This window comes from Chitinimonas violaceus (assembly GCF_052601015.1).
On the sequence record NZ_JBQXDJ010000048.1, the window covers coordinates 13,803 to 34,514 of the forward strand.

The window sequence follows — 20,712 nt, forward strand, 5'->3', positions numbered from 1 at the left end:
GTTAGCTGCGTACGACGATGTGGTACTTGAAATATGCCTGCTACACAGTTTTGGCAGGGGAGGTAGGGATCGAACCTACGAATGTCGGAATCAAAATCCGATGCCTTACCACTTGGCGACTCCCCTACGAATCTGCCGAACTGATTTGAAAATCAGCTCACCAAATCAAACAAAGGATGCTGCTTAATGCTTTGCGCGATAAACCCTTGCATTGTGGTGGGCAAGAGCGATAAAACACGCATCGCTTCAGCTTGTGTATTGAAAGCAGCAAATACACAAGCACCTGATCCAGTCATTACTGATTTGCCGTATTGGCTCAACCAGCTTAAGTATTTTTCAACTATTGGATACCGTTTCTTGACGACTGCTTCCAGGTCGTTTCTGACCCTGTCGTTCGGAAAGGCCGCCATTATTATGGGCTCAGTGTTACGTGTCAAGCCTGGGTCTGAAAATATTTCAATGGTAGGTACAGACACCGGCGGGGTTAGAACAACATACCATTGTTCCGGAAGGGAAATCTCTTTTAGTGCCTCGCCAATGCCTTCCGCAAAAGCATCGCGCCCAAATATGAAAAGCGGTACGTCAGCGCCAAGCTGGAGCCCGAGAGATTGCAGTTCTGCCCGGTTTAAGCCCAATTCCCAAAGATAATTGAGTGCAAGCAATACGGTAGCAGCATCCGAACTGCCGCCGCCAAGACCGCCTCCCATAGGTAGACGTTTGGTGATGCGTAACCGACAGCCTGATAGGCAGCCCGTACGCTTCTTTAACAGATGCGCCGCCCGCACTATTAAGTCGGTTTCTGGAGGTACCCCGGGAAGTGGGTTCTCGTGTATCACTTGGCCACTATCATCGATAGCGATATCGATTGTGTCGCCAAAGTCAATCAGACGGAACACGGTCTGGAGTAAGTGATAGCCATCAGGTCTACGGCCAGTGACGTGTAGAAAGAGGTTGAGTTTGGCGGGGGCGGGAAAGGAGTGATAAACCATTTATTGAGAAGCGAGTTGCCAGTCATAAAGTGCAATGCGCACTTCGAGATCATTGCGTTTTAGGGATAGCTTGTCGGGTGCGCCGACAGAGGCAGCGGGATATTGTATACGCCAGCCATCCTGCAATAGGACGCGGGCCCCATCTTCTTCCTGCCAGCTTGCAGCGCGTTCGGGGTCTGCTAATCCAAGCAACCAGTAGCGTAAGCCAGCAGCGGGGAGTCGCCATCCGAGTTCGCGCTCGCTGAGGGACTCGATATCGTCAGCTAGATGGAGTCGGCCATCTGTATCGAAGAATCGTGCCCCATCCGGCATCATTTCCAGTCGAGCAACCACCTGACCTAGCGGATTGCTGATATCGACCCTGTCCTGCTGATTGTGGTGCGACCAACTGAAGCGCGCGTTATAGCCTTTACCGGCAGCATTAACAGCAACTTTGCCACTGACACTGTATTGATTAGGCAAGGCAGATGGGGCCGCTGGGGCGGGTTTATAACTGGCACAGCCCGCTACAAGAAGTAGCGTAGCCATGGCAGCCGAAATGCGTTGGGAAAACATGCTGAGTTAATTGGTCTATTTAGCGCCGAGCCGTTGTATGGTTTCCAGGAGCACCTCGTGTGCCGGATCTAGTTTGCGGCCCTCTGCCCAGATCTTACGAGCCTCACTATGTTGTCCGTTACGCCAAAGCGCTTCACCGTAATGCGCTGCGATTTCAGGGTCTGGCAGACCGCGATAAGCTTGTTTGAGCCAATTGATGGCTTGGCCTATGTTGCCCCGTCTTAATTCCAGCCAACCCATGCTGTCCAGGATCACCGGGTTATCCGGCTCCTTGTCGAGCGCTTTACGAAGTAGTGATTCGGCTTCTTCAAAGCGTTGGGTGCGATTTGCCAGTGTATAGCCAAGCGCATTCAGGCCAAGTGGGTTATCCGGCTTTAATTTGAGGTAATGGCGCAGATCTTTTTCCGCCGCGTCCAGCTCGCCCATTTGTTCAAGTATCAAAGAGCGGTCGTATAAAAAATCTGTGTTATCGGGGAAGGTCTGTAGCCCTTTGTCCAATGTGGTACGTGCTTGGAGCAGATCCTTCATCTCCCGCCATAGCTGCCCCTCAAGTTGCAGCCGGGCAATCTGGTCGGCTTCCGTGTGGTTGGGTAAGCGTTGTAGTGCGGCGAGAGCAGCAGTCTTGTTCCCTAATTTCGCTTCGATACGAGCCAATCGAGTGGTTGCCTGCACACCCAGCTCACCATCGCCAACCAAAGCGTAATGGTCCCGAGCGGTTGTCAGCTTGAACTGCTCCTCGGTCACGATGCCAAGGTAATAGCGCAAAGCATCGGGCTTGCGAACGCCTAGTTTCAGGGCTTTACCCAATGCGACTTCAGCGGGCGCATATTCACGCATCTGGATCGCGGCTAAGGCTTCACCTATAGGGTATTCCACCTCGTTGGGGTAGGCGGCGCTCAAACTTGAGTAGACTTGCCGCGCTTCTTCAAATTGCTTGGCTTCGGCAAGCTCTTTTGCCAGGCTGGCTTTAATCTCGCGTGACTTTGGCAACCGTTGACTTGCGCTACGCAAGTAGACAATGGCTTCCTCGGGGGACTTTGTCTCAGTAATCGCAGCGCGGTAGAGGATGGCTGATTCCCAGTCAGGCTTCAGTTGTACAGCTTTATCGGCTGATGCCAAGGCTAACTCTGTTTCCCCTGCGTTGTTGGCTGCCAGGGCAGTTGCCATGGCAGCCTCGGGTAGTTTGGGGTAGGGAGTGGCTAATCTTTGTGTCAGCTGCAGTACAGTCTGCTTGTCGGCCTGGGCGGGCCAAAGCGTGTTGGCTTGCAGGAAAATAGACGGGGCATCCATAGGACGATCTGCCAGCCATTGACTGAGTTCGGTCTCAGCTTCCTGTAAACGACTGCTTCGAGCCAACAGGTTTAGTAACACCTGCCGAGGCGGAAGCTTCTGGGGTTCTAATTGGCGCCAGAGCTGGGCGGCGCTTAGGGCACTACCTAGATTGCCTGAGGAATAATTCAGCTCCAATGCCCTACGCGCAGCCCGCGGATCTTTGGTGGCGCGAGCTAGCTCCAGCCAAGTATTGGCTGCGAAGGTTTTGTCACCACGTTGCGCAGCGACGTCCGCAATCAGAAAGCCAAACAAAAGTTCTTTATTAAGGGCTTGCTTGGGATAGCTTGTCTCCTCCTCGGGGAGATTGACTTCGCTGTTATCGGTATCTGCATCGGCATCATCTGTATTGTTGGCAGGCAAAGCTTGAGACGTTTTTTCTGCAATTCGCTTCGCGTCTACCGTACTGGCGCAGCCGGAGAGAAGGCCCGCTGCTATCAGCAGGCTACAGAGGGTGGCGGAGTAGTGAGACATAGCAAGTTATCCTTGACCGCAGAGGCGGCATTTTCGGCCGTGATATAGTCAGCCGCTTTACTTCCTGAGGTCGGAAACCATGCCCGAATTACCGGAAGTTGAAACAACCCGACGCGGCATAGAAACGGCCATTGTGGGGCATACCCTGCAAGAAGCGCTTGTGCGCAATCCGCGTTTACGCTGGCCGGTCCCGCCCGATCTCTCTGACATTGTTGCAGGTCGCAAGGTTCTTCAGGTTTTGCGCAGGGCGAAATATCTCTTATTTGATATCGAATATGGTTACCTGATTTTACACCTTGGTATGTCGGGTAGTCTGCGAGTTGTTACTGCGGACTTACCGCCGGAAAAACACGATCATCTGGACTTGGTTTTTCCCAGTCAATCAGGGCTGCGTGCACTCCGATATCGCGATCCACGCCGTTTTGGCGCTTTGCTATGGCAACCGGGGGAACTGTTTTCTCACCCGTTACTCCATCGTTTGGGACCCGAACCACTTGGTTCGGAATTTACGCCCGTTTATCTATTTTCGGTATTACGAGGTAAACGAACGGCGATTAAATTGGCACTGATGGATAGTCAAATTGTAGTCGGCGTAGGGAATATCTATGCTAATGAAGCATTGTTTCGAGCCGGGATTGCACCAGGCCGACCAGCGGATAAATTAACGTTACCCGATTGCGAGCGTTTGGCTGGGGTGATTCGAGAGACTTTGCTGGAGGCAATTTCCGCGGGTGGTAGCACGTTGCAGGATTTTGTCGATAGTGAAGGTAAGCCGGGATATTTTCAGCAGCATTATTTTGTTTATGGCCGTGATGGGCAACCTTGTTTACGTTGTGGTACAGAGATTTACCGTACTCGGCTTGGTCAACGTTCTACATGGTGGTGTGCACATTGTCAGCCCGTTTAATCGATATTTTATCCGCAATATCGCATTGGGCCTGAAGGGCGGTAATCTGGGGCGGATAGTCGTGCTTGCATCACTGGGCATGGCGTTATTTAATGACAACGAGTTTTAAACGTAGAGCGTGCACAGAACCATTGAGTTGGTTGCCGCCAAGAGGGGGTTTACAAAATGCCACAAGACAATCTGGTTGCCAATTTTGAAGCTTACAGCGAATGGCGTGGCAACCTCATTCAGCGTATTGGTGAATTACAGCGCTGGTTATCGGAGCAGGATCTGAATGATGCGCAAACGAATATGCGCATCCAACATTTGCTCGACAAACTACGCGATGACAAGCTCAATATCGCATTTGTGGCGGAGTTCTCCCGCGGTAAATCCGAACTGATCAATGCAATATTTTTTGCTGAATATAAGCAAAGACTACTGCCGTCCTCGGCGGGACGTACCACTATGTGCCCGACCGAATTGCAATACGATCCGGCCCGCCCTAATTGCATTCAGCTATTGCCAATAGAGACGCGGGCGAGTGACACGACCACATCTGAGTACAAGCGTTACCCGGAAGAGTGGACCACTGTTGCGCTCGATGTGGAATCGGGCGATGCCATGCTGGATGCCTTCCAACAAGTTGGTATGCAAAAGCGGGTAAGCGTTGCTGAGGCGACGAGGCTGGGGCTATTTGATGAAGAGGACGCGGATCATAAACTTTCTGTCCAGAATGGAGAGATAGAAATTCCCTGCTGGCGTCACGCAGTAATCAATTTCCCACATCCTTTATTGAAACAAGGTCTGGTGATTCTTGATACCCCAGGTTTGAATGCAATTGGTACTGAACCTGAACTGACGCTGAACCTATTGCCAAATGCCCACGCCATATTATTTATTTTGGCAGCGGATACTGGCGTAACAAAAACCGATATTGACGTATGGCGTAATCATATTGGTCGTGCACAAGGTGGTCAGCGTGGCCGTTTGGTGGTACTAAATAAAATTGACGGTTTATGGGATGCATTAAAGACCAGTGCACAGATTGATGCGGAAATAGAGAAGCAAGCACAGACCAGTGCTGATTTATTAGGTATTCGCCGTACTCAAGTGTTCCCTGTATCTGCTCAAAAGGGTTTGGTCGCCAAGATCGGTGATGATCAAGCGCTTCTGGCACGCGCCCGGCTGGCGGATCTGGAGCGTGCGCTATCGGAAGATCTGATCCCCTTTAAGCAGGAAATTGTTCGTGATAACACGCATACGGAGGTCGAGGATCTTGTACTGGCTACCCGGGGCATTCTGAATGCGCGACGTGAGGGTGTAAAGGAACAGCTGGATGAGCTCTCTGCATTGCGCGGTAAGAATCGCGATGTGATTGAGCATATGCTGGATAAGATTGGCGAAGAAAAAGTGCATTTCGAGCGCGGCATGCAGCGCTTTCAGGCATTACGCAGCGTATTCTCGCAGCAGACAAATGTGCTATTCGGCTATCTCGGCATGGATGGATTAAAGAATCGTATTATGCGGGCGCGTACGGAAATGGAGGCATCCAGTTTTTCATCTGGACTTACCAGCGCCATGCAGAAATTCTTCAAGGATGTTAACGGTAATATCAGTAAGTCAGCTGAACAAGTGGCTGAAATTCAAGCCATGATGGCGGGCATGTATAAGAAATTCAGTGAGGAGCATGGATTAGGTGCAGTAAGCCCACCACCATTCTCCACATTGAAATACCATAAAGAGATTGCTCGTTTGGAGAAGAGTTTTCACGAGCATTTCAATACGTTTGGTGCAATTCTAACGACAACACAAAGTACTTTAACCAAGAAATTCTTCGAAACGATCGCCAGTCGTGTGGTTTATGTATATGAAGTAGCAAATCGTGATGTAGAAAACTGGTTGAAAGCAGTGATGGCTCCAATGGAAACACAGGTTAGAGAACATCAAATGCAACTGCGTCGTCGTTTGGAGAGTGTAAAGCGTATTCATAAAGCAACTGATACCTTGGAAGATAGGATCGAAGAGCTAAATGAGATTGACGCGGGTATTCTGCAGCAATTAACTGAACTTGAAGCGCGACTCAAAGGTTCTTATGAGGCGCTTAATGCACAAATGTCCCCAGTAATTAGACAAGCGGCATGACAGAATTAAATTACCTTGTCATAATTAACTTGATTGCGGCGGTTTTTATTGTTAGATGGGTTGATTTGAAGGAACACTACGTTGCATAATTAGTGCAAGGTGTTTCAAAACAAATAATTCCAAATCCGCTTCTGGAGAATTGAAAAATGGTAGATTTGTCTGGCTTGAGCCTCCCACAACTGTACGAATTGGAAAAAAACCTGGGCCGTGAAATTGCCCGTCGTAAGATTGAAGATAAGCAAAAGGCAATTGCTGATTTGCAAAAGCTTGCTGCGGATCGCGGCTTCAGCTTGTCCGAATTGTTGGGTGCTGAAGGTTCTTCTAAGCGTGCTTCCGCTAAGCGTGGTCCGGTAGCTGCTCAGTTCAAGAACCCAGCTAACCCCGAGCAAACATGGACTGGCCGTGGTCGTAAGCCTCAGTGGGTAGCAGATCATTTGGCTGGTGGTGGCAGCATCGACGCCCTGCGCGTTTGAGTTGTGCCCCACAAAGTAAAAAAGGAAGCCTGGCGCTTCCTTTTTTACTTTGTGGGATATCTGCATTGGCGATAAACGGTGAAAGGCTCGTGTTAAGCTAGTTGCCATGCGTGGCCAATTGCCAATCTCCTATCTTGCGCGTGCGAGCGCACCTTCATGGTTGGGTAGACACTTCCTGCTAGCGTGGCACGCAGTCATTCTGGTGACGAGCCTTTATCCGTTTACTGGTTGGCGTTATGTGGGTGAGCCTGTATTTGCATTCCTGAGCTATCCACTTCCTTACTATCACACCATTGCAGATAACAGCCTTAACTGGCTCGCATATCTTCCGCTCGGATATGCCTGGGCGATTACTTTCCGTTGCCGTTGGTATGCGCCGATATTGGCTCTACTTTTGGGTGGAGGATTATCCGCAGGTATTGAATTTACACAGCAGTTCCTACCTGATCGGGTTGCCTCCAATCTCGACATTCTTTACAACGCCATGGGTGCTGTTTGTGGTGCGCTGCTGGCGGGCCTGACTACCAAACTGCTGATAGTTCGTGCATGGTATGTCTTGAGGAAACGTTGGTTCGCTGATGGGGCACTAAACGATTTTGGCTTGACCGTGCTGGTTCTGTGGTTGCTTACGCAGTTGAACCCTGCTGTACCGCTATTTGGTGTTGTAGTGCAACCTCAAGGTATTCCACAGCCTTGGGTTTCACCGATTGCCGATGCGCTCCTCTTTTTGCGTGCTCTGGAGATGCTAGGGGTGATGTTGAGCCTATTGGCGGTGACTTTGATCCTGGTGGGTATCTTGGCGCATCGTCGGTATGCTGCGATTGCAATCGCAGCTTTGGTGTCGGTGTCTCTACTCGTCAAAGTGATTTTCGCCGGTATGCTGTTGAAACCAACCGAATTTCTGGCCTGGTTCAACTTGAATGTGTTGATGGGTGCATTGGCTGCGTGGGCGTTGCTGGCGGTTTTGCTGAAGCTGAAAAGGCGTTGGCAGATGCTGGCGGCGTTGGTATCACTTGGGCTGGCTCAATTGGTGGAGGCATTGTGGCCGCTAACCGCTTCCAGCCACAGCATGGCCAGCCTTTTCAAGTGGAGTTATGGCCATCTGCGGGATTTCAATGGCCTGACCCAGACACTATCTGAGGCTTGGCCGTGGCTGGCGACGGTCTACTTGGTATGGCGAGTTGCGCGTGATTGGCGACGTGCTGCGCAGCCTACCGTTGTTACTGGTTAGCTCAGAGCCAGTTTAGGATCGTGCTGCTCGAAATCCTCATGTGCTTAAGTACACTTCGGTTTATACGCTGCGCTTCACCCTGCTGACAGCTGCTCGCGACAGATCGTAAAAAGGCGCTAAGGTGTTGGTGTTACCTGCAGAGGTAAAGCACGATTCACGAATGGCTCCCCACGTAGCAGTTTCTGATACATAGCCGGGTCTTTCCATTCGGCTTGGCATTGATCGGAAAACACCACATCGGTCAGCTGAATGATCCCCATACGAGGGTTGTAAGCGTCTGCTCTGAAGCACTGCGCGTAACCGGTCTCGGTTTCATGGGCGATGATGGAATGCAATACGACATCCTGTTCACCGTTGGCCATGCGTGTGTTCTGCAAGATAGCGTCGATGATGACGAAGAACATTCGTGCAAATTGTTCGGCTGAAGGGGAGACAGGCATTGAAATCCAGCGGGCAGAGTAACGTTTTGCCCAGTCGATATAATCGACCTCATCCCTATCCCAAAAGCAAATGGCGTGGTCAAAAGCATCGATCACATCGCGGATAGTGCCTTTCATCAAGCCGAAGTCATACACCATCTGCCCATGATCAAACGCATTGGCCTCCAGCAATACTTCCACCTTGTAACTATGGCCATGTATGGAATAACGGCAGCGGTCGCTGCTGCAGTTACGCACGATGTGCGCATTCTCGAATTTGAATAACTTGCGAATTAGCATGGGGATGACCTGCTTGGTAATGGCTTGATTGTGCCATCCATACAAGAAAAAGCCACGCACAAGGCGTGGCGGGTCAATTGCAACCATTAAGGCGACTTGTATTGTCTGGCGCTTCAGTTATGGGCAGTTTGCTTCTGTTTCTGATGGTTAGAAGGCTGCGACAACAGCTCCTTTGTACTTCTCCGAGATGAATTTTTTCACCTCTGGGGAACTAAGCGTCGCGGCTAGTTTTTTGATTGCCGGTGTGTTCGCATTGTCGGCCCGGGTCACCACGTAATTCGCATAGGGTGAATTAGCATCTTCAATCAGCAATGCGTCTTTAGTGGGGACCAGCTTGGCTTCCAGGGCGTAGTTGGTGTTGATCATTGCAAGATCCACTTGGTCCAGCACGCGTGGCAAGGTGGCGGCTTCCAGCTCCTTGAACTTCAGCTTTTTAGGGTTGCCCACCACATCTTTGACCGTAGACATGATGTTGCTTGGGTCTTTCAGGGTGATGACCTTGTGCTTGGCCAGCAATATGAGCGAGCGCCCGGCATTGGAGGCTTCATTCGGAATGGCGACGACTGCACCTTCCTTCAGTTCTGCGATGGACTTCACCTTCTTCGAATAGGCGCCAAATGGTTCCAGATGGACTGCTTGGCTGGGTACGAGGTTGGTGCCCCGATTCTTGTTGAATTCAACCAAGTAGGGCTTGGTCTGGAAAAAGTTGGCGTCCACACGCTTTTCCACCAGCTGCATATTGGGCTGGATATAGTCAGTAAAAACTTTCACATCCAGTTCCACGCCTTGTTTGGCTAGTGTAGGTTTGACGAATGCAAGAATCTCAGCGTGAGGCACGGCGGTGGCTGCGACAGTTAGTTTCTCTGCCTGTGCAGCGAGGGCGGCAAAGCCAGCTGCTGCGATTAACAGCGATTTGAAGCGTTGCATGATCAGCCTTGTTTTATTTACTGCGTTGCGGGAGTTTTACAATATGAAGCTGCGTACCGGTATTGATTCATTTGTGCGATGCACGCCGTACCAGCCAGTCGCCGGCCATTTGCAGCATCTGGACCAGAGCTAATAGCGCTAGTACCGTGACGATCATCACCTCTGTTTGAAAGCGCTGGTAGCCAAAGCGGATCGCCAAGTCACCAAGCCCACCGCCGCCGATCACGCCGGACATAGCGGTGTAGGACACCAGTGTGACGGCGGTAACAGTCGTGGCGGCTAGAAGACCGGGCAGCGCTTCAGGTAATAAGGCCCGCGTCACGATTTGCCAAAGCGTGGCTCCCATCGCTTGGCTGGCTTCCACAATGCCTTTATCAACCTCGCGTAGCGCAGCTTCCACCAATCGGGCGAAGAAAGGTGCTGCGCCGACAACCAAGGGAGGAATAGCCCCAGCCACGCCGATCGACGTACCGACCAGTTTGACGGTGACCGGGATAAGGATGATAAGCAGGATTACAAAAGGCAGTGAACGTAAGGCATTCACCACAAAGGACAGCATCGCATAAGCAGGCTTATTGGCCAGTAACTGGCGTGGCCCCAACAGGTACAACAGCACACCAAGCGGCAGGCCCAATACAATGGTGAAGCCGAGCGACACGCCCAGCATAATCAGCGTGTCTTGCGTCGCCAGCCAGATATCAGCCCAGTCGATAACGCTCCAGTCAAAGCTTATCTCGTTCATGCTGTCACCACATCGCAGCGTACGCCGCGTTCTTCAAAAGCGCGCCTGGCCAATTCTGCATCACCGCTGAAGCCAACAATCAATTGGCCGTAGGGTCTATCCTTAATACGCCCTACGCTGCCTTGCAGAATACTCATCGGTGTTCCGAGTGCTTGGCCGATTTGAGCGAGGACGGGTTCGTAGGTTGTGGCGTCGACGAAGGTCAGGCGCAACAGCGTGCCGGCAACATTGCCCAACTTACCGGCCAGATCAAGCGTGGCGGCATGGCCATCCTCTGCCACCATATTGCGGGTAGCGTCGTGCTGCGGATGTAGAAAGACCTCGGCTACAGGTCCGCTCTCCACAATCTCACCGTGTTCAATCACAGCCACACGGTCACAAATTGCCCGAACCACCGCCATCTCGTGGGTAATCAGGACAATTGTTAGTCCGAGGCGGCGGTTGATGTCGAGCAGAAGCTGCAGGATGGACTGCGTAGTCTGCGGATCGAGCGCGCTCGTGGCTTCGTCGCACAATAGCAATTTGGGGTGGTTTGCCAGGGCTCGGGCAATGCCCACCCGTTGCTTTTGTCCGCCAGACAGTTGGGATGGGTATTGGTCGCGCTGTGCGTCAAGTCCAACTAGTTCGAGCAACTCGTCTACACGGGTATCGATGGCAGTTTTTGACAACTCCCCTGCCAACTCCAATGGGAAGCGGATGTTGCCGGCCACAGTACGGTGGCTGAGCAGGTTAAAATGTTGGAATACCATGCCGATCTGGCGACGCAAAGCCCGTAAACCTGTGGCGTCTAGACTGGTGGCGTCCTGGCTATCAACCAGTACCTGGCCTGTACGGGGGCGTTCGAGCAGATTCAGCGTACGCAGTAATGTGCTTTTGCCTGCACCGGAGCGGCCAATGATGCCGAAGACCTCACCGGCATCAATCTGAAGATTGATGTCACGCAGCGCAACAACCTGGCGGCCATCGACTTCGTAGGTTTTATTGAGATGGTGCAGGGCGATCACGCGATATCCGCTTTTCAATTCAGTCAAAAAACGCCCTTGTATGCAGACAAGAGCGGCGACAGTACTGTAGCGAAGCTGTTTATTCCTGATAAGTAGGTGTTTTCCTGTAAATCATATATTTCGGTTATTAGCTTAAAGCCAGCCCATGCGCCTTGCCGCTTGAGGAAGTTCAAGCAACTGGCGTAAGGCCAAGTCCACGACAGCGCTTTGGCGCGGTCTCGAATTCAGCCATACCGTACGCATGCCAAGTCGCTTCGCTGTATGTAGGTTCTTGCGCGTGTCTTCCACCATGATGCAATCCCGCGGGTCGACCTTGTAATGTTGCAATAGGTGCCGATAGCCTGCGAAATGCGGTTTGGGGCGATAGCGCGTATGTTGAATGGCAATCAGCCCATCAAAATGATGAGCAATGTGCAAGCCCCGTAACACCGCTATGGCATAGGCTTTTGGTGCATTGGTAAACAGAATTTTCCGCCCCGCCAGTTGCCGTAGTACGGCATGCAATGCGCGCATCGGGCGTAGTTCCCGCTTCAGGTCCGGGAATTGGTGGGTATGGTGTAGGAAGTGCTCCGCCTTTACATTGTGGTGCCTCAGCAGGCCAGATAATGTTGTTCCATAGCGATGCCAGTAAATCTGGCGCAGGGTGTCGGCTTCTTCCTGGGTAAGCCCTGTGTGCTGCACCATGTAGGCGCTCATCAGCCTGTTCATCTCTGGAAAGATGTACGGTTCGGCATCGTGCAGGGTATTGTCCAGATCAAATATCCAAACGGGTGGCATAGCGAGCGGACTCTAATAGTTATATTGCCGTTAAGCCGGTATAGCCTGTTGGGAAAAGAAAAAAGCCAGCGCAAAGGCCGGCTTGCGGTGAAGTACAGGGATCGGCTCAGCCGTGAATGTAATGCTCCAATTGCTCAATCAGGAACTGTTGCTCGGCGATCTGTTCGCGAACCAGGTCTGTGATGGAGAGCACACCTAATACATGCTCGCCTTCGCACACCGGTAGATGGCGGAAGCGCTTTTCCGACATGATGGCCATGCACTGATCCACAGTTTGATTTGGTCTGGCCACGATGACGCGTTTGGTCATGATGTCGACGATGGGCGTGCCTGCAGAGGTCTTGCCCTGCAACACCACTTTGCGTGCATAGTCGCGTTCCGAAAAAATCCCGAGTAAGCGCTCACCCTCCATTACAAGCACCGCACCGATATCCTTTTCGGCCATGAGTTGCAGTGCCTGATAGACCGTTGCGTCAGGGGGTACCCTGAAGATACCGGGACGGGACTTCTCCTGCAGAAGCTGTTGGGCGGTTTTCATACTGCACTTTCTCCATTCGTAGACGGGACGACCATGAGCTGAGAACGTATTCCCGATCTGTTGTGAACAGCGCATGAGCCCGGATCATGGCGGTGTTCTAAGAAATTTGGCACGGTCTTACTGCGCAGCTGCGGTTGGGACTCATACGCTGTTCCGCACTTATCTGACAGCTGCACATTCCAGATCGTAAACAAGTTCTTAGATCGAAAACCGATTCTAAGATAAGCCACTATAGCCAGCGCTGGAGCCAGACCCAACCGGTAGGCGTGTTGCAGAGCAATAGCCGTACTATGACTAAAGCCACAAGGAGGATGTTCCTTGTGGATCAGCCGGTGTGGTCACGTATCCCACCATATGTCCGCATGTTTGTTTTCTGCACACGGAGTGAATGGCACCAACTTTGAATAGGTTCTTAAGGATGCTTATTCATCACGTCGGATCATGGTGCCGACGCCGTGATCTGTCAGTACTTCCAATAAGAGAGCATGTTTTACCCGGCCATCGATTATGTGTACCGCTTTCACGCCATTGACTGCGGCTTCGAGGGCGGAGGCAATCTTGGGGATCATCCCGCCAGAGATGGTGCCGTCAGCAACCAAACCATCGACGATCTTAGGTGTCAGCCGGGTGAGTAATTGTCCCTTCTGATCCAACACACCAGGGGTGTTGGTCATCAGGATGAGCTTTTCGGCATCAAGCACTTCCGCCAGCTTACCTGCGACCAGGTCGGCATTGATATTAAAGGCTTGCCCCTCACTGCCTACACCAATTGGCGCAATGACGGGAATGAAGTCGCGAGTATCGAGAAGGGCGACAAGCTCGGGAGCGATGGATTCGACTTCGCCTACTTGGCCTACATCGATTTGCTCCCCGCCTTTTTCACCCTTGAGATACATCTTCTTCGCACGGATGAAATGGCCATCCTTGCCAGTCAGTCCGACAGCCCGGCCGCCATGCTGGTTGATCAGGCTGACAATTTCCTTGTTGACGAGGCCGCCCAATACCATTTCGACGATGTCCATCGTCTCGCTATCGGTAACCCGCATACCCTGGACAAACTGACCCTGCTTGCCGACCCGATCGAGCATGGCATTGATTTGCGGCCCTCCGCCATGCACAACAACAGGATTCAGTCCGACCAGTTTGAGCAGGACAACATCGCGAGCGAACCCTTCCTTGAGATCAGGGTCGGTCATTGCATTGCCACCGTACTTGATCACAATCGTCTTTTCGTTGAAGCGGCGGATATAAGGCATGGCTTCGGCCAGCACAGCGGCTTTGGTCGCGGCAGCCTGGGGGGAAATCGGTTCGATCACGGGCATGGCACTTCCTTAGAAGAGAGATTGGCGGCGATTCTAAGAACCTGTTCGCGATCTGTCACGAGCAGTTGTCAACAGAGTGAAGCACAATGCAGAGGCTGGAATATTCGCTTGTTATATGAGGCGTTCGATCAGCATATGGCCCCATATCATGGCTGCCTAGCTATCTAATCCCCGGCATTGGTATATCCAGTGCTTGTCGGCAAGAATATGAGTGCGTAGATTTCGAAAATAAATAATTATTCATTTATTGTCCCTTGCCCCCACCTGAATTGCCTGTACTTATCATTTAGTAACTGTTTGTGATCTTACTGCGCAGCTGTGATCGGGGCTTATGTGCTGCTCGAAATCCTCTTGTGCTTAAGCACATTCCGGTTTCTGCGTTGCTCTGCACCCCGCTGACAGCCCGTTCGCGACAGATTTTGAACAGGTTTCAAAGACAGCTCCAAAGCGCGGTTCGCCGGGTGACCCTAAACTAATAAGTGATGTCGAGTAAGCGGGTATACATGCCAATAAGCAAGTCAGAGCCGCTGCTGGTAGGTAATGACGTCACCGTTCCCTGTGGCTATGGTGTGGATACATTAGGACGTGAAATGGGGCGAAAAAGGACGTGTTGCGCTATCGTCGCGTACTAAATTCGCGTACCAGCACGAGTGGTTGTAGATGTGGTACAGCGCAGTAGGCAGAATGTAGCTTCGCGTACACTGCATGGCGCATTTTCAGGTGTGCAGTGTTGGTAGTTTGCTGCCCTTACCTGGGGTGGTTGAGTGGTACAGGAACCTGGATGACGATTGTGTAGCAGTCTGTGGGCAGGTTCTGAGAAATATAAATAGCATTTGGAGAGACCATATGAACAAGCGGCGAAACTTCACACTGGGCTTGGTGTTGTTGGTGTTACTGAGTGCCTGTGGAAAGGAAGCGACACCCTATGAGGAAGTGCGGCCGGTACGCACGGTGGTGGTTAAGCCAGAGGGAGTTGCTGTCGCTGCGAGTTATTCCGGCGAGATACGTGCCCGGCACGAGAGCGTGCTGGGATTTCGTATACCGGGGCAGATTATCGAGCGCAATGTGGAGTTGGGCGATGCGGTTAAGGCTGGCCAGCCACTGTTCAAGATCGATGGCAAGGACGTAGTGCTGCAGCAGGCTGCAGCCAAGAGCCAGTTCGATAAAACGCGCTTGGATTATGAACGGGCACAACAGCTCCATGAAAAAGGCTTCGTCAGCCAGGCCAATGTCGACCAGGCCAAAGTTGCTTTCGATGCTGCCAAGTCCCAGTACAGCCTTAGTAGTAATCAGGGTGGCTATACCGTCCTAAGGGCGGAGCGGGCCGGTGTGGTGACGTCGCTGAATGCAGAAGTGGGGCAGGTAGTGGCGGCAGGAAGCCCTATCGTCAAGCTGGTTGAGGATGGCGAGCGCGAAGTGGTTGTCAGCGTTCCGGAATCCCGCGTGGAGGAGCTGCGTAAGGCAGACCAGTTGCAGGTAGTGCTGTGGGCTGCGCCGGAAAAGCTATACAAAGCCAAAGTACGCGAAATTGCACCAGATACCGACCCCGTTACGCGGACTTACGCAGCGCGTATTTCCGTTCTCGATCCCGATGAGGGGCTACGCCTTGGTATGACAGCCAACGTTCAGCTGCCCAATGTCGCCAATCAGACCGGGGTTATGCTGCCGTTGACGGCGATTTACGACCAGGATGGGCAGCCCAAAGTATGGGTGGTGGATATCAACACACAAAGGGTTACCGCGCGTCCTGTGACGTTGGCCGGTGTACGGAATGATGTGGTGCTGGTAACCAAGGGCCTGCAGATGGGAGAGACGGTAGTGACAGCGGGGGCGCATTTGCTACATGCCAACCAGCTTGTACGTCTGGCTGCCAGCCAGCTCAATCGTCAATAAGCCCTGAAGGACCAGCGCATGCGTGGTATCAATCTGTCCGAATGGGCACTCAAGCACCAACAGTTGGTGCTGTATTTCATTATCGTTTTCATGCTGGCGGGCGCATTTGCCTATACCCGGCTTGGGCAGAAGGAGGACCCGGAGTTCACCTTCAAGGCCATGATCATCCAGTCCTATTGGCCTGGCGCCTCGGCAACCGACATGGAGCTGCAGGTCACCGACAAGCTTGAAAAGAAACTACAGGAAATGTCCGAGATCGAGTACGTGCGTTCGTACTCCAAAGCTGGCGAAAACCAGCTGCTGATCAACCTCAAGGAAGGCGTGCCGCCAAGCCGAGTGCAGGAAATCTGGTATCAGGTGCGCAAGAAGATCGGCGATATCAAGCACACGCTGCCAGGCAGTCTGCAAGGGCCATTCTTCAACGATGAGTTTGGCGACACCTTTGGCAATTTGTATGCCTTTACCAGCGACGGCTTCAGTTACGCAGACCTCAAGAAGTACGTTGATGCCGTTCGTACCGAGCTGCTTCGTGTACCCGATGTAAACAAGATCGACTACGTCGGTGTGCAGGAAGAAAAGATCTACGTCGAGACCTCGAGTGCGAAGATGGCTTCGCTGGGGTTGGACCCGGCCTTGGTGCTGCAAACACTGCAGGCGACCAATGCGGTTGTGCCGGGTGGCGTGGTGCAGACGAGCAGTGAGCGGGTGGCGTTGCGGGTGACGGGGGAGTTCAACAGCATCGAGTCCATCCGCAATATTGGTATCCAGGCCAATGGGCGCAATTTTCGTCTGGGGGACGTGGCCAAGGTATACCGTGGTTATACCGACCCGACCACCGCCAAGTTGCGTTTTAATGGGCAGGAAGCGATCGGTCTTGCCGTCAGCATGCGCAAAGGGGGTGATGTTATCCAGCTTGGCGAGCAACTCGATGCCAGCTTGGCACGCATACGTGCTGAACTGCCAATCGGTGTGGAGGTCCATGCGATTTCTGACCAACCCAAGGTGGTAGGTAATTCCATCCATGAATTTGTGAAGAGCCTGGTCGAAGCGGTAGTGATCGTGCTGGCGGTCTCGTTCGTTTCGCTGGGATTTCGCACGGGCTTGGTTGTTGCGCTCTCCATTCCCTTGGTGCTCGCCATGACCTTTCTTGTCATGTACGGCTTTGGGTTGGACCTGCAACGTATTTCGCTGGGGGCTTTGATTATCTCGCTGGGTTTGCTGGTGGACGATGCCATCATCGCTGTTGAGATGATGGCCTTGAAATTGGAGCAAGGTTGGGATCGGGTCCGGGCGGCTACCTATGCCTACACGAGCACGGCATTTCCTATGCTGACAGGCACATTGATTACTGCTGCGGGCTTTATGCCTGTGGGGCTGGCAAAGTCCAATGCTGGTGAATACACAGTTTCCATTTTTCAGGTGGTTGGCATCTCGTTGATGCTGTCCTGGATCGTCGCCGTTATCTTTACTCCTTATCTGGGTTTCAAGCTGCTACCAGATTTGAAAGGCCATGGCGATGAGCACTCGGTTTATCAAAAGCCTTTTTATGTACGTTTCCGCAGGTTGGTGTCGTGGTGCCTTGAGTACCGCAAGCTGGTTATCACTATTACTGTGGTTGCATTCATTACGGCTGTCGTTCTGTTCCAATTCGTCCCTAAGCAGTTTTTCCCTGCGTCGAACCGGCCCGAGATTCTGGTCGATGTCTGGCTGCCGCAGGCTTCCAGCTATGAGCAGACCGAAGCGCAGGTGAGGGCGTTGGAAGCCAAGCTCAAGAGCGACCCGAATATCGTCAGCGTCACCAGTTATGTCGGTAACGGCAGTCCGCGTTTCTACCTGCCACTGGAACAGCAGCTGCCGAATCTGAATTTTGCTCAGCTGATGATCATGAGCAAAAACGAATACTTACGTGAAGATGTGCTGAAAAAACTGCACAAGTTGTTCGAGGAGGATTTTCCGCTGGTCCGTGGTCGGGTGAGTAGGTTGGAAAATGGCCCGCCAGTGGGTTACCCGATTCAGTTCCGCGTTTCGGGGCCTGATCACAACAAGATCAAAGAGGTTTCGCGGCAAGTCGCTGCCATGATGCGCGCCAATCCGCACATTCGTAACGTCAATACCGACTGGAGTGAACGGGTGAAGGTGATGCGTCTGGTGGTGGACCAGGACAAAGCCCGTGCGCTCGGTATCAGTTCGCAGCAGTTGTCGACTGCGCTACAGACGTCGTTGAGCGGGGTTACCATGACTCAGTTTCGTGAGTACGACAGGACGATTGATGTGGTGGCCCGTTTGAATAAGCCGGAGCGGACGGATCTGAACAATCTGAAAGACGCCAAGATTCATCTGCACAACGGTAAGTTCGTACCGGTTAGCCAGGTGGCGAAACTGCAGTTGGACAGCGAGGAAAGCATCGTCTGGCGACGGAACCGGATGCCGACCATTTCAGTACGCGCTGACGTGGATGGGGCGCAGGCGCCTGATGTGACATTGGCGATCTGGCCTGGGGTGAAAAAGCTGGCCGATACCCTGCCGATTGGTTATGCCATTGAGATCGGTGGATCGCAGGAATCGAGCTTCAAGAGCCAAGCTTCCATTGTTGCGGTGATGCCGTTGATGATATTGACGGTCATGACGCTATTGATGTTCCAGCTCCAGAGCATTTCCAAGATGGTGCTGGTGCTCCTGACCGCTCCGTTGGGGATGATAGGCGTGGCGGCAACGCTATTGATTTTCCGGGTGCCATTTGGTTTTGTGGCGCAACTTGGTGTTATCGCACTGGCCGGTATGATCATGCGCAACTCGGTGATCCTGGTTGACCAGATATCCCAGCACACAGCAGAGGGCGAGCATCCCTGGCACGCGATTGTCGAATCAGCCGTGCGCCGTTTCCGCCCCATTATGTTGACTGCGGCTGCAGCAATTCTGGCGATGGTGCCGTTGACGCGTTCCACTTTCTGGGGGCCGATGGCCTGGGCGATTATGGGCGGCTTGTTCGTTGCCACACTGTTGACCTTGTTGTTCCTCCCCGCGTTGTATGCAGCCTGGTACGGTGTGCGCAAACCATTGGATGCTGGTCGTTGATGTGTAAATAACTTAGAATTCATTTACAAAATCTGACTGGGAATTCAGTTATTCCTTGTTGTAGGATACCGGCTGGTATGTTTGGACGTGTGCGGGGCACATGTCGAACCAAAGGATGCTTTATGCAACGTTTTGTACTTCGCACACTGACTTATGCGTTGGCGCTAACTGCAGGCTCGCTTGCTTCAGCTGCCGACCTGTTGCAGGTTTATCAGGAAGCCAAGAAATACGACGCCAATTTTGCGGCGGCAGAAGCTGAGCTTCGTGCCGGCCAGGAGAACACTAACCAAGCTAGTGCGCTCTGGTTGCCCACGGTTGATTTTTCGGGCGATGCTAAGCGGGTCCACTTGGATAGGGAGTCGAACCTGCCTAGTTCGAGTAATAAGAGTTCAGGAAATCAGTACAGTTACAATCTAAAAGCGACCCAGCCAGTTTATAGTGCCGTAGCCAGTGTGGGCGCTAGCCAGTTGAATGAACGAGCACGTCTGGCGGAAGTGAAGTTCGGCGGTGCCAAGCAGGACTTGGTCTTGCGTGTGGCGCAATCCTATTTCGATGTGTTATATGCGCAAGATAGCCTTGAGTTTGTCCGTGCCCAGAAAGACGCGGTTTCTCAGCAACTGGCCCAGGCAAAAAAGAGTTTTGAGGTAGGGGTGGCGACGATTACCGATACGCATGAGGCCCAGGCCAAGTACGACGGCATCATCGCCAGTGAGATCGCGGCGCAGAACGACCTGGTGGTAAAACAGAACGCATTCCTTCAGCTGACAGGAGTACCCGCTGACGGTTTGGCGGTACTGCCTGGCAAGATGGAAGCTACCCCACCAACCCCTGCTGATATGAACGAGTGGGTGAAGATGGCGGAGCAAAAGAGCCTAAATATCGACGCGAAGCGCGGAGAGTTGGCGATTGCAGAAGCTGAAATCGACAAATACCGATTGAGCAAACAGCCTACAGTCGGTCTTTTTGCACAGTATGGTCAGGATACCGATAAGGGTGTGCTAACTGCGCCTGGTGGTACTAGTAAGACCAAAACGACGGCAGTAGGCGTACAGGTGAATATCCCTATCTTCACGGGTGGGGCAACGAGTTCCAAGTTGCGTGCTGCGTTAGCCAGCCGTGATCAGGCTCAGTTTTTGTTGGAAGCTGCTCGGCGCGAAGCAGCGCAGACAACCAAGCAGGCTTTCCTGGGTGTACAGGCAGGGGCAGCACAGATACGCGCATTGGACCAAGCGCAGCTTTCAGCTCAAAGCTCCCTGGATTCCACCAAACTCGGGCGAGAAGTGGGTGTGCGTACCACGCTGGACTTGCTCAATGCCCAGCAGCAGTTCTATCTGACCAAGAAAGACCTTGCTAAGGCGCGTTATGACTATCTAATGAATCAACTCAAGCTGTCAGCCGCAGTCGGTGAGCTCGGTGAAAAAGAGCTGGAAGCTGTTAATGGCAGATTGATGCGCTGAGGTAAATGCTAAAGGAAACAGGCCACCTGCTTAGGTGGCTTGTTTGCTTATGTGCGCCCAGCATGGGCGCACTCCTGCGGGTGGAAGTCCCGCCGTAAGTTGATCACAGCGAACGAAGTGAAGCGCAACTGCGTGAGGGCGACCGAGCGTGGGAAGGAAGCGTGGATCGTAAACCG

17 protein-coding genes, 1 tRNA gene and 1 pseudogene are annotated in these 20,712 nt (G+C 52.5%); 7 read left to right on the plus strand and 12 right to left on the minus strand.

Annotation, left to right across the window (positions count from 1 at the left end; genetic code table 11):
- Positions 1 to 51: 51 nt before the first annotated feature.
- The 4 genes from ACUHMQ_RS15050 to ACUHMQ_RS15065 form a co-directional block, all read right to left on the minus strand.
- Positions 52 to 126, minus strand: a tRNA-Gln gene (locus ACUHMQ_RS15050).
- 26 nt (positions 127 to 152) lie between these two features.
- The gene (gene ispE / locus ACUHMQ_RS15055) at positions 153 to 989 is read right to left on the minus strand and encodes a 4-(cytidine 5'-diphospho)-2-C-methyl-D-erythritol kinase (protein ID WP_445296283.1); all 837 of its coding nucleotides are present in this window, start codon (positions 987 to 989) and stop codon (positions 153 to 155) included.
- Complete coding sequence (gene lolB / locus ACUHMQ_RS15060; protein WP_445296284.1) at positions 990 to 1,517, minus strand: lipoprotein insertase outer membrane protein LolB; 528 nt, start codon at positions 1,515 to 1,517, stop codon at positions 990 to 992.
- Between the two features lie 42 nt (positions 1,518 to 1,559).
- On the minus strand, positions 1,560 to 3,347 hold the full coding sequence (locus ACUHMQ_RS15065; RefSeq protein WP_445296285.1) for a tetratricopeptide repeat protein: 1,788 nt from the start codon (positions 3,345 to 3,347) through the stop codon (positions 1,560 to 1,562).
- Positions 3,348 to 3,426: 79 nt separating this feature from the next.
- Between ACUHMQ_RS15065 and mutM the strand changes: the two genes are divergently transcribed.
- The 4 genes from mutM to ACUHMQ_RS15085 all read left to right on the plus strand — a co-directional run bounded on the left by mutM (position 3,427) and on the right by ACUHMQ_RS15085 (position 8,082).
- Positions 3,427 to 4,254: a bifunctional DNA-formamidopyrimidine glycosylase/DNA-(apurinic or apyrimidinic site) lyase gene (gene mutM / locus ACUHMQ_RS15070; RefSeq protein WP_445296286.1), complete on the plus strand. Its 828-nt coding sequence runs from the start codon at positions 3,427 to 3,429 to the stop codon at positions 4,252 to 4,254.
- 165 nt (positions 4,255 to 4,419) lie between these two features.
- A complete protein-coding gene (locus ACUHMQ_RS15075) occupies positions 4,420 to 6,378 on the plus strand; it encodes a dynamin family protein (protein WP_445296287.1) in 1,959 nt (652 codons plus the stop codon).
- Between the two features lie 146 nt (positions 6,379 to 6,524).
- Complete coding sequence (locus ACUHMQ_RS15080; protein ID WP_445296288.1) at positions 6,525 to 6,851, plus strand: H-NS histone family protein; 327 nt, start codon at positions 6,525 to 6,527, stop codon at positions 6,849 to 6,851.
- A gap of 106 nt (positions 6,852 to 6,957) precedes the next feature.
- Complete coding sequence (locus ACUHMQ_RS15085; protein WP_445296289.1) at positions 6,958 to 8,082, plus strand: VanZ family protein; 1,125 nt, start codon at positions 6,958 to 6,960, stop codon at positions 8,080 to 8,082.
- Positions 8,083 to 8,198: 116 nt separating this feature from the next.
- On the opposite strand, the gene ACUHMQ_RS15090 is transcribed toward ACUHMQ_RS15085, so the two are convergent.
- From ACUHMQ_RS15090 to argB, 8 genes and pseudogenes are all read right to left on the minus strand, one after another.
- Entirely contained in the window at positions 8,199 to 8,888 is a 690-nt protein-coding gene (locus ACUHMQ_RS15090) for a 6-pyruvoyl trahydropterin synthase family protein (protein ID WP_445296290.1), read from the minus strand.
- 60 nt (positions 8,889 to 8,948) lie between these two features.
- Positions 8,949 to 9,728, minus strand: coding sequence for a MetQ/NlpA family ABC transporter substrate-binding protein (locus ACUHMQ_RS15095; protein WP_445296291.1), 780 nt, complete (start codon positions 9,726 to 9,728; stop codon positions 8,949 to 8,951).
- Between the two features lie 67 nt (positions 9,729 to 9,795).
- Positions 9,796 to 10,470: a methionine ABC transporter permease gene (locus tag ACUHMQ_RS15100; RefSeq protein WP_445296292.1), complete on the minus strand. Its 675-nt coding sequence runs from the start codon at positions 10,468 to 10,470 to the stop codon at positions 9,796 to 9,798.
- Entirely contained in the window at positions 10,467 to 10,754 is a 288-nt protein-coding gene (locus tag ACUHMQ_RS15105; RefSeq protein WP_445296299.1) for an NIL domain-containing protein, read from the minus strand. The genes ACUHMQ_RS15100 and ACUHMQ_RS15105 overlap by 4 nt, the downstream gene beginning before the upstream one ends.
- Positions 10,740 to 11,474, minus strand: a pseudogene (locus ACUHMQ_RS15110) (methionine ABC transporter ATP-binding protein); the annotation flags it as partial. The gene ACUHMQ_RS15105 and the pseudogene ACUHMQ_RS15110, both read right to left, overlap by 15 nt.
- Before the next feature lie 132 nt (positions 11,475 to 11,606).
- Positions 11,607 to 12,251, minus strand: a complete 645-nt coding sequence (locus tag ACUHMQ_RS15115; RefSeq protein ID WP_445296293.1) for a pyrimidine 5'-nucleotidase — start codon at positions 12,249 to 12,251, stop codon at positions 11,607 to 11,609.
- 106 nt (positions 12,252 to 12,357) lie between these two features.
- Positions 12,358 to 12,789, minus strand: a complete 432-nt coding sequence (locus ACUHMQ_RS15120) for a CBS domain-containing protein (protein WP_445296294.1) — start codon at positions 12,787 to 12,789, stop codon at positions 12,358 to 12,360.
- Between the two features lie 422 nt (positions 12,790 to 13,211).
- On the minus strand, positions 13,212 to 14,111 hold the full coding sequence (gene argB, locus ACUHMQ_RS15125; protein ID WP_445296295.1) for an acetylglutamate kinase: 900 nt from the start codon (positions 14,109 to 14,111) through the stop codon (positions 13,212 to 13,214).
- An 846-nt stretch (positions 14,112 to 14,957) separates the two neighbouring features.
- Between argB and ACUHMQ_RS15130 the strand changes: the two genes are divergently transcribed.
- The 3 genes from ACUHMQ_RS15130 to ACUHMQ_RS15140 all read left to right on the plus strand — a co-directional run bounded on the left by ACUHMQ_RS15130 (position 14,958) and on the right by ACUHMQ_RS15140 (position 20,536).
- Positions 14,958 to 16,004, plus strand: a complete 1,047-nt coding sequence (locus ACUHMQ_RS15130) for an efflux RND transporter periplasmic adaptor subunit (protein ID WP_445296296.1) — start codon at positions 14,958 to 14,960, stop codon at positions 16,002 to 16,004.
- An 18-nt stretch (positions 16,005 to 16,022) separates the two neighbouring features.
- Positions 16,023 to 19,079: an efflux RND transporter permease subunit gene (locus tag ACUHMQ_RS15135; RefSeq protein WP_445296297.1), complete on the plus strand. Its 3,057-nt coding sequence runs from the start codon at positions 16,023 to 16,025 to the stop codon at positions 19,077 to 19,079.
- Positions 19,080 to 19,201: 122 nt separating this feature from the next.
- Complete coding sequence (locus tag ACUHMQ_RS15140) at positions 19,202 to 20,536, plus strand: TolC family outer membrane protein (RefSeq protein WP_445296298.1); 1,335 nt, start codon at positions 19,202 to 19,204, stop codon at positions 20,534 to 20,536.
- Positions 20,537 to 20,712 lie beyond the last annotated feature (176 nt).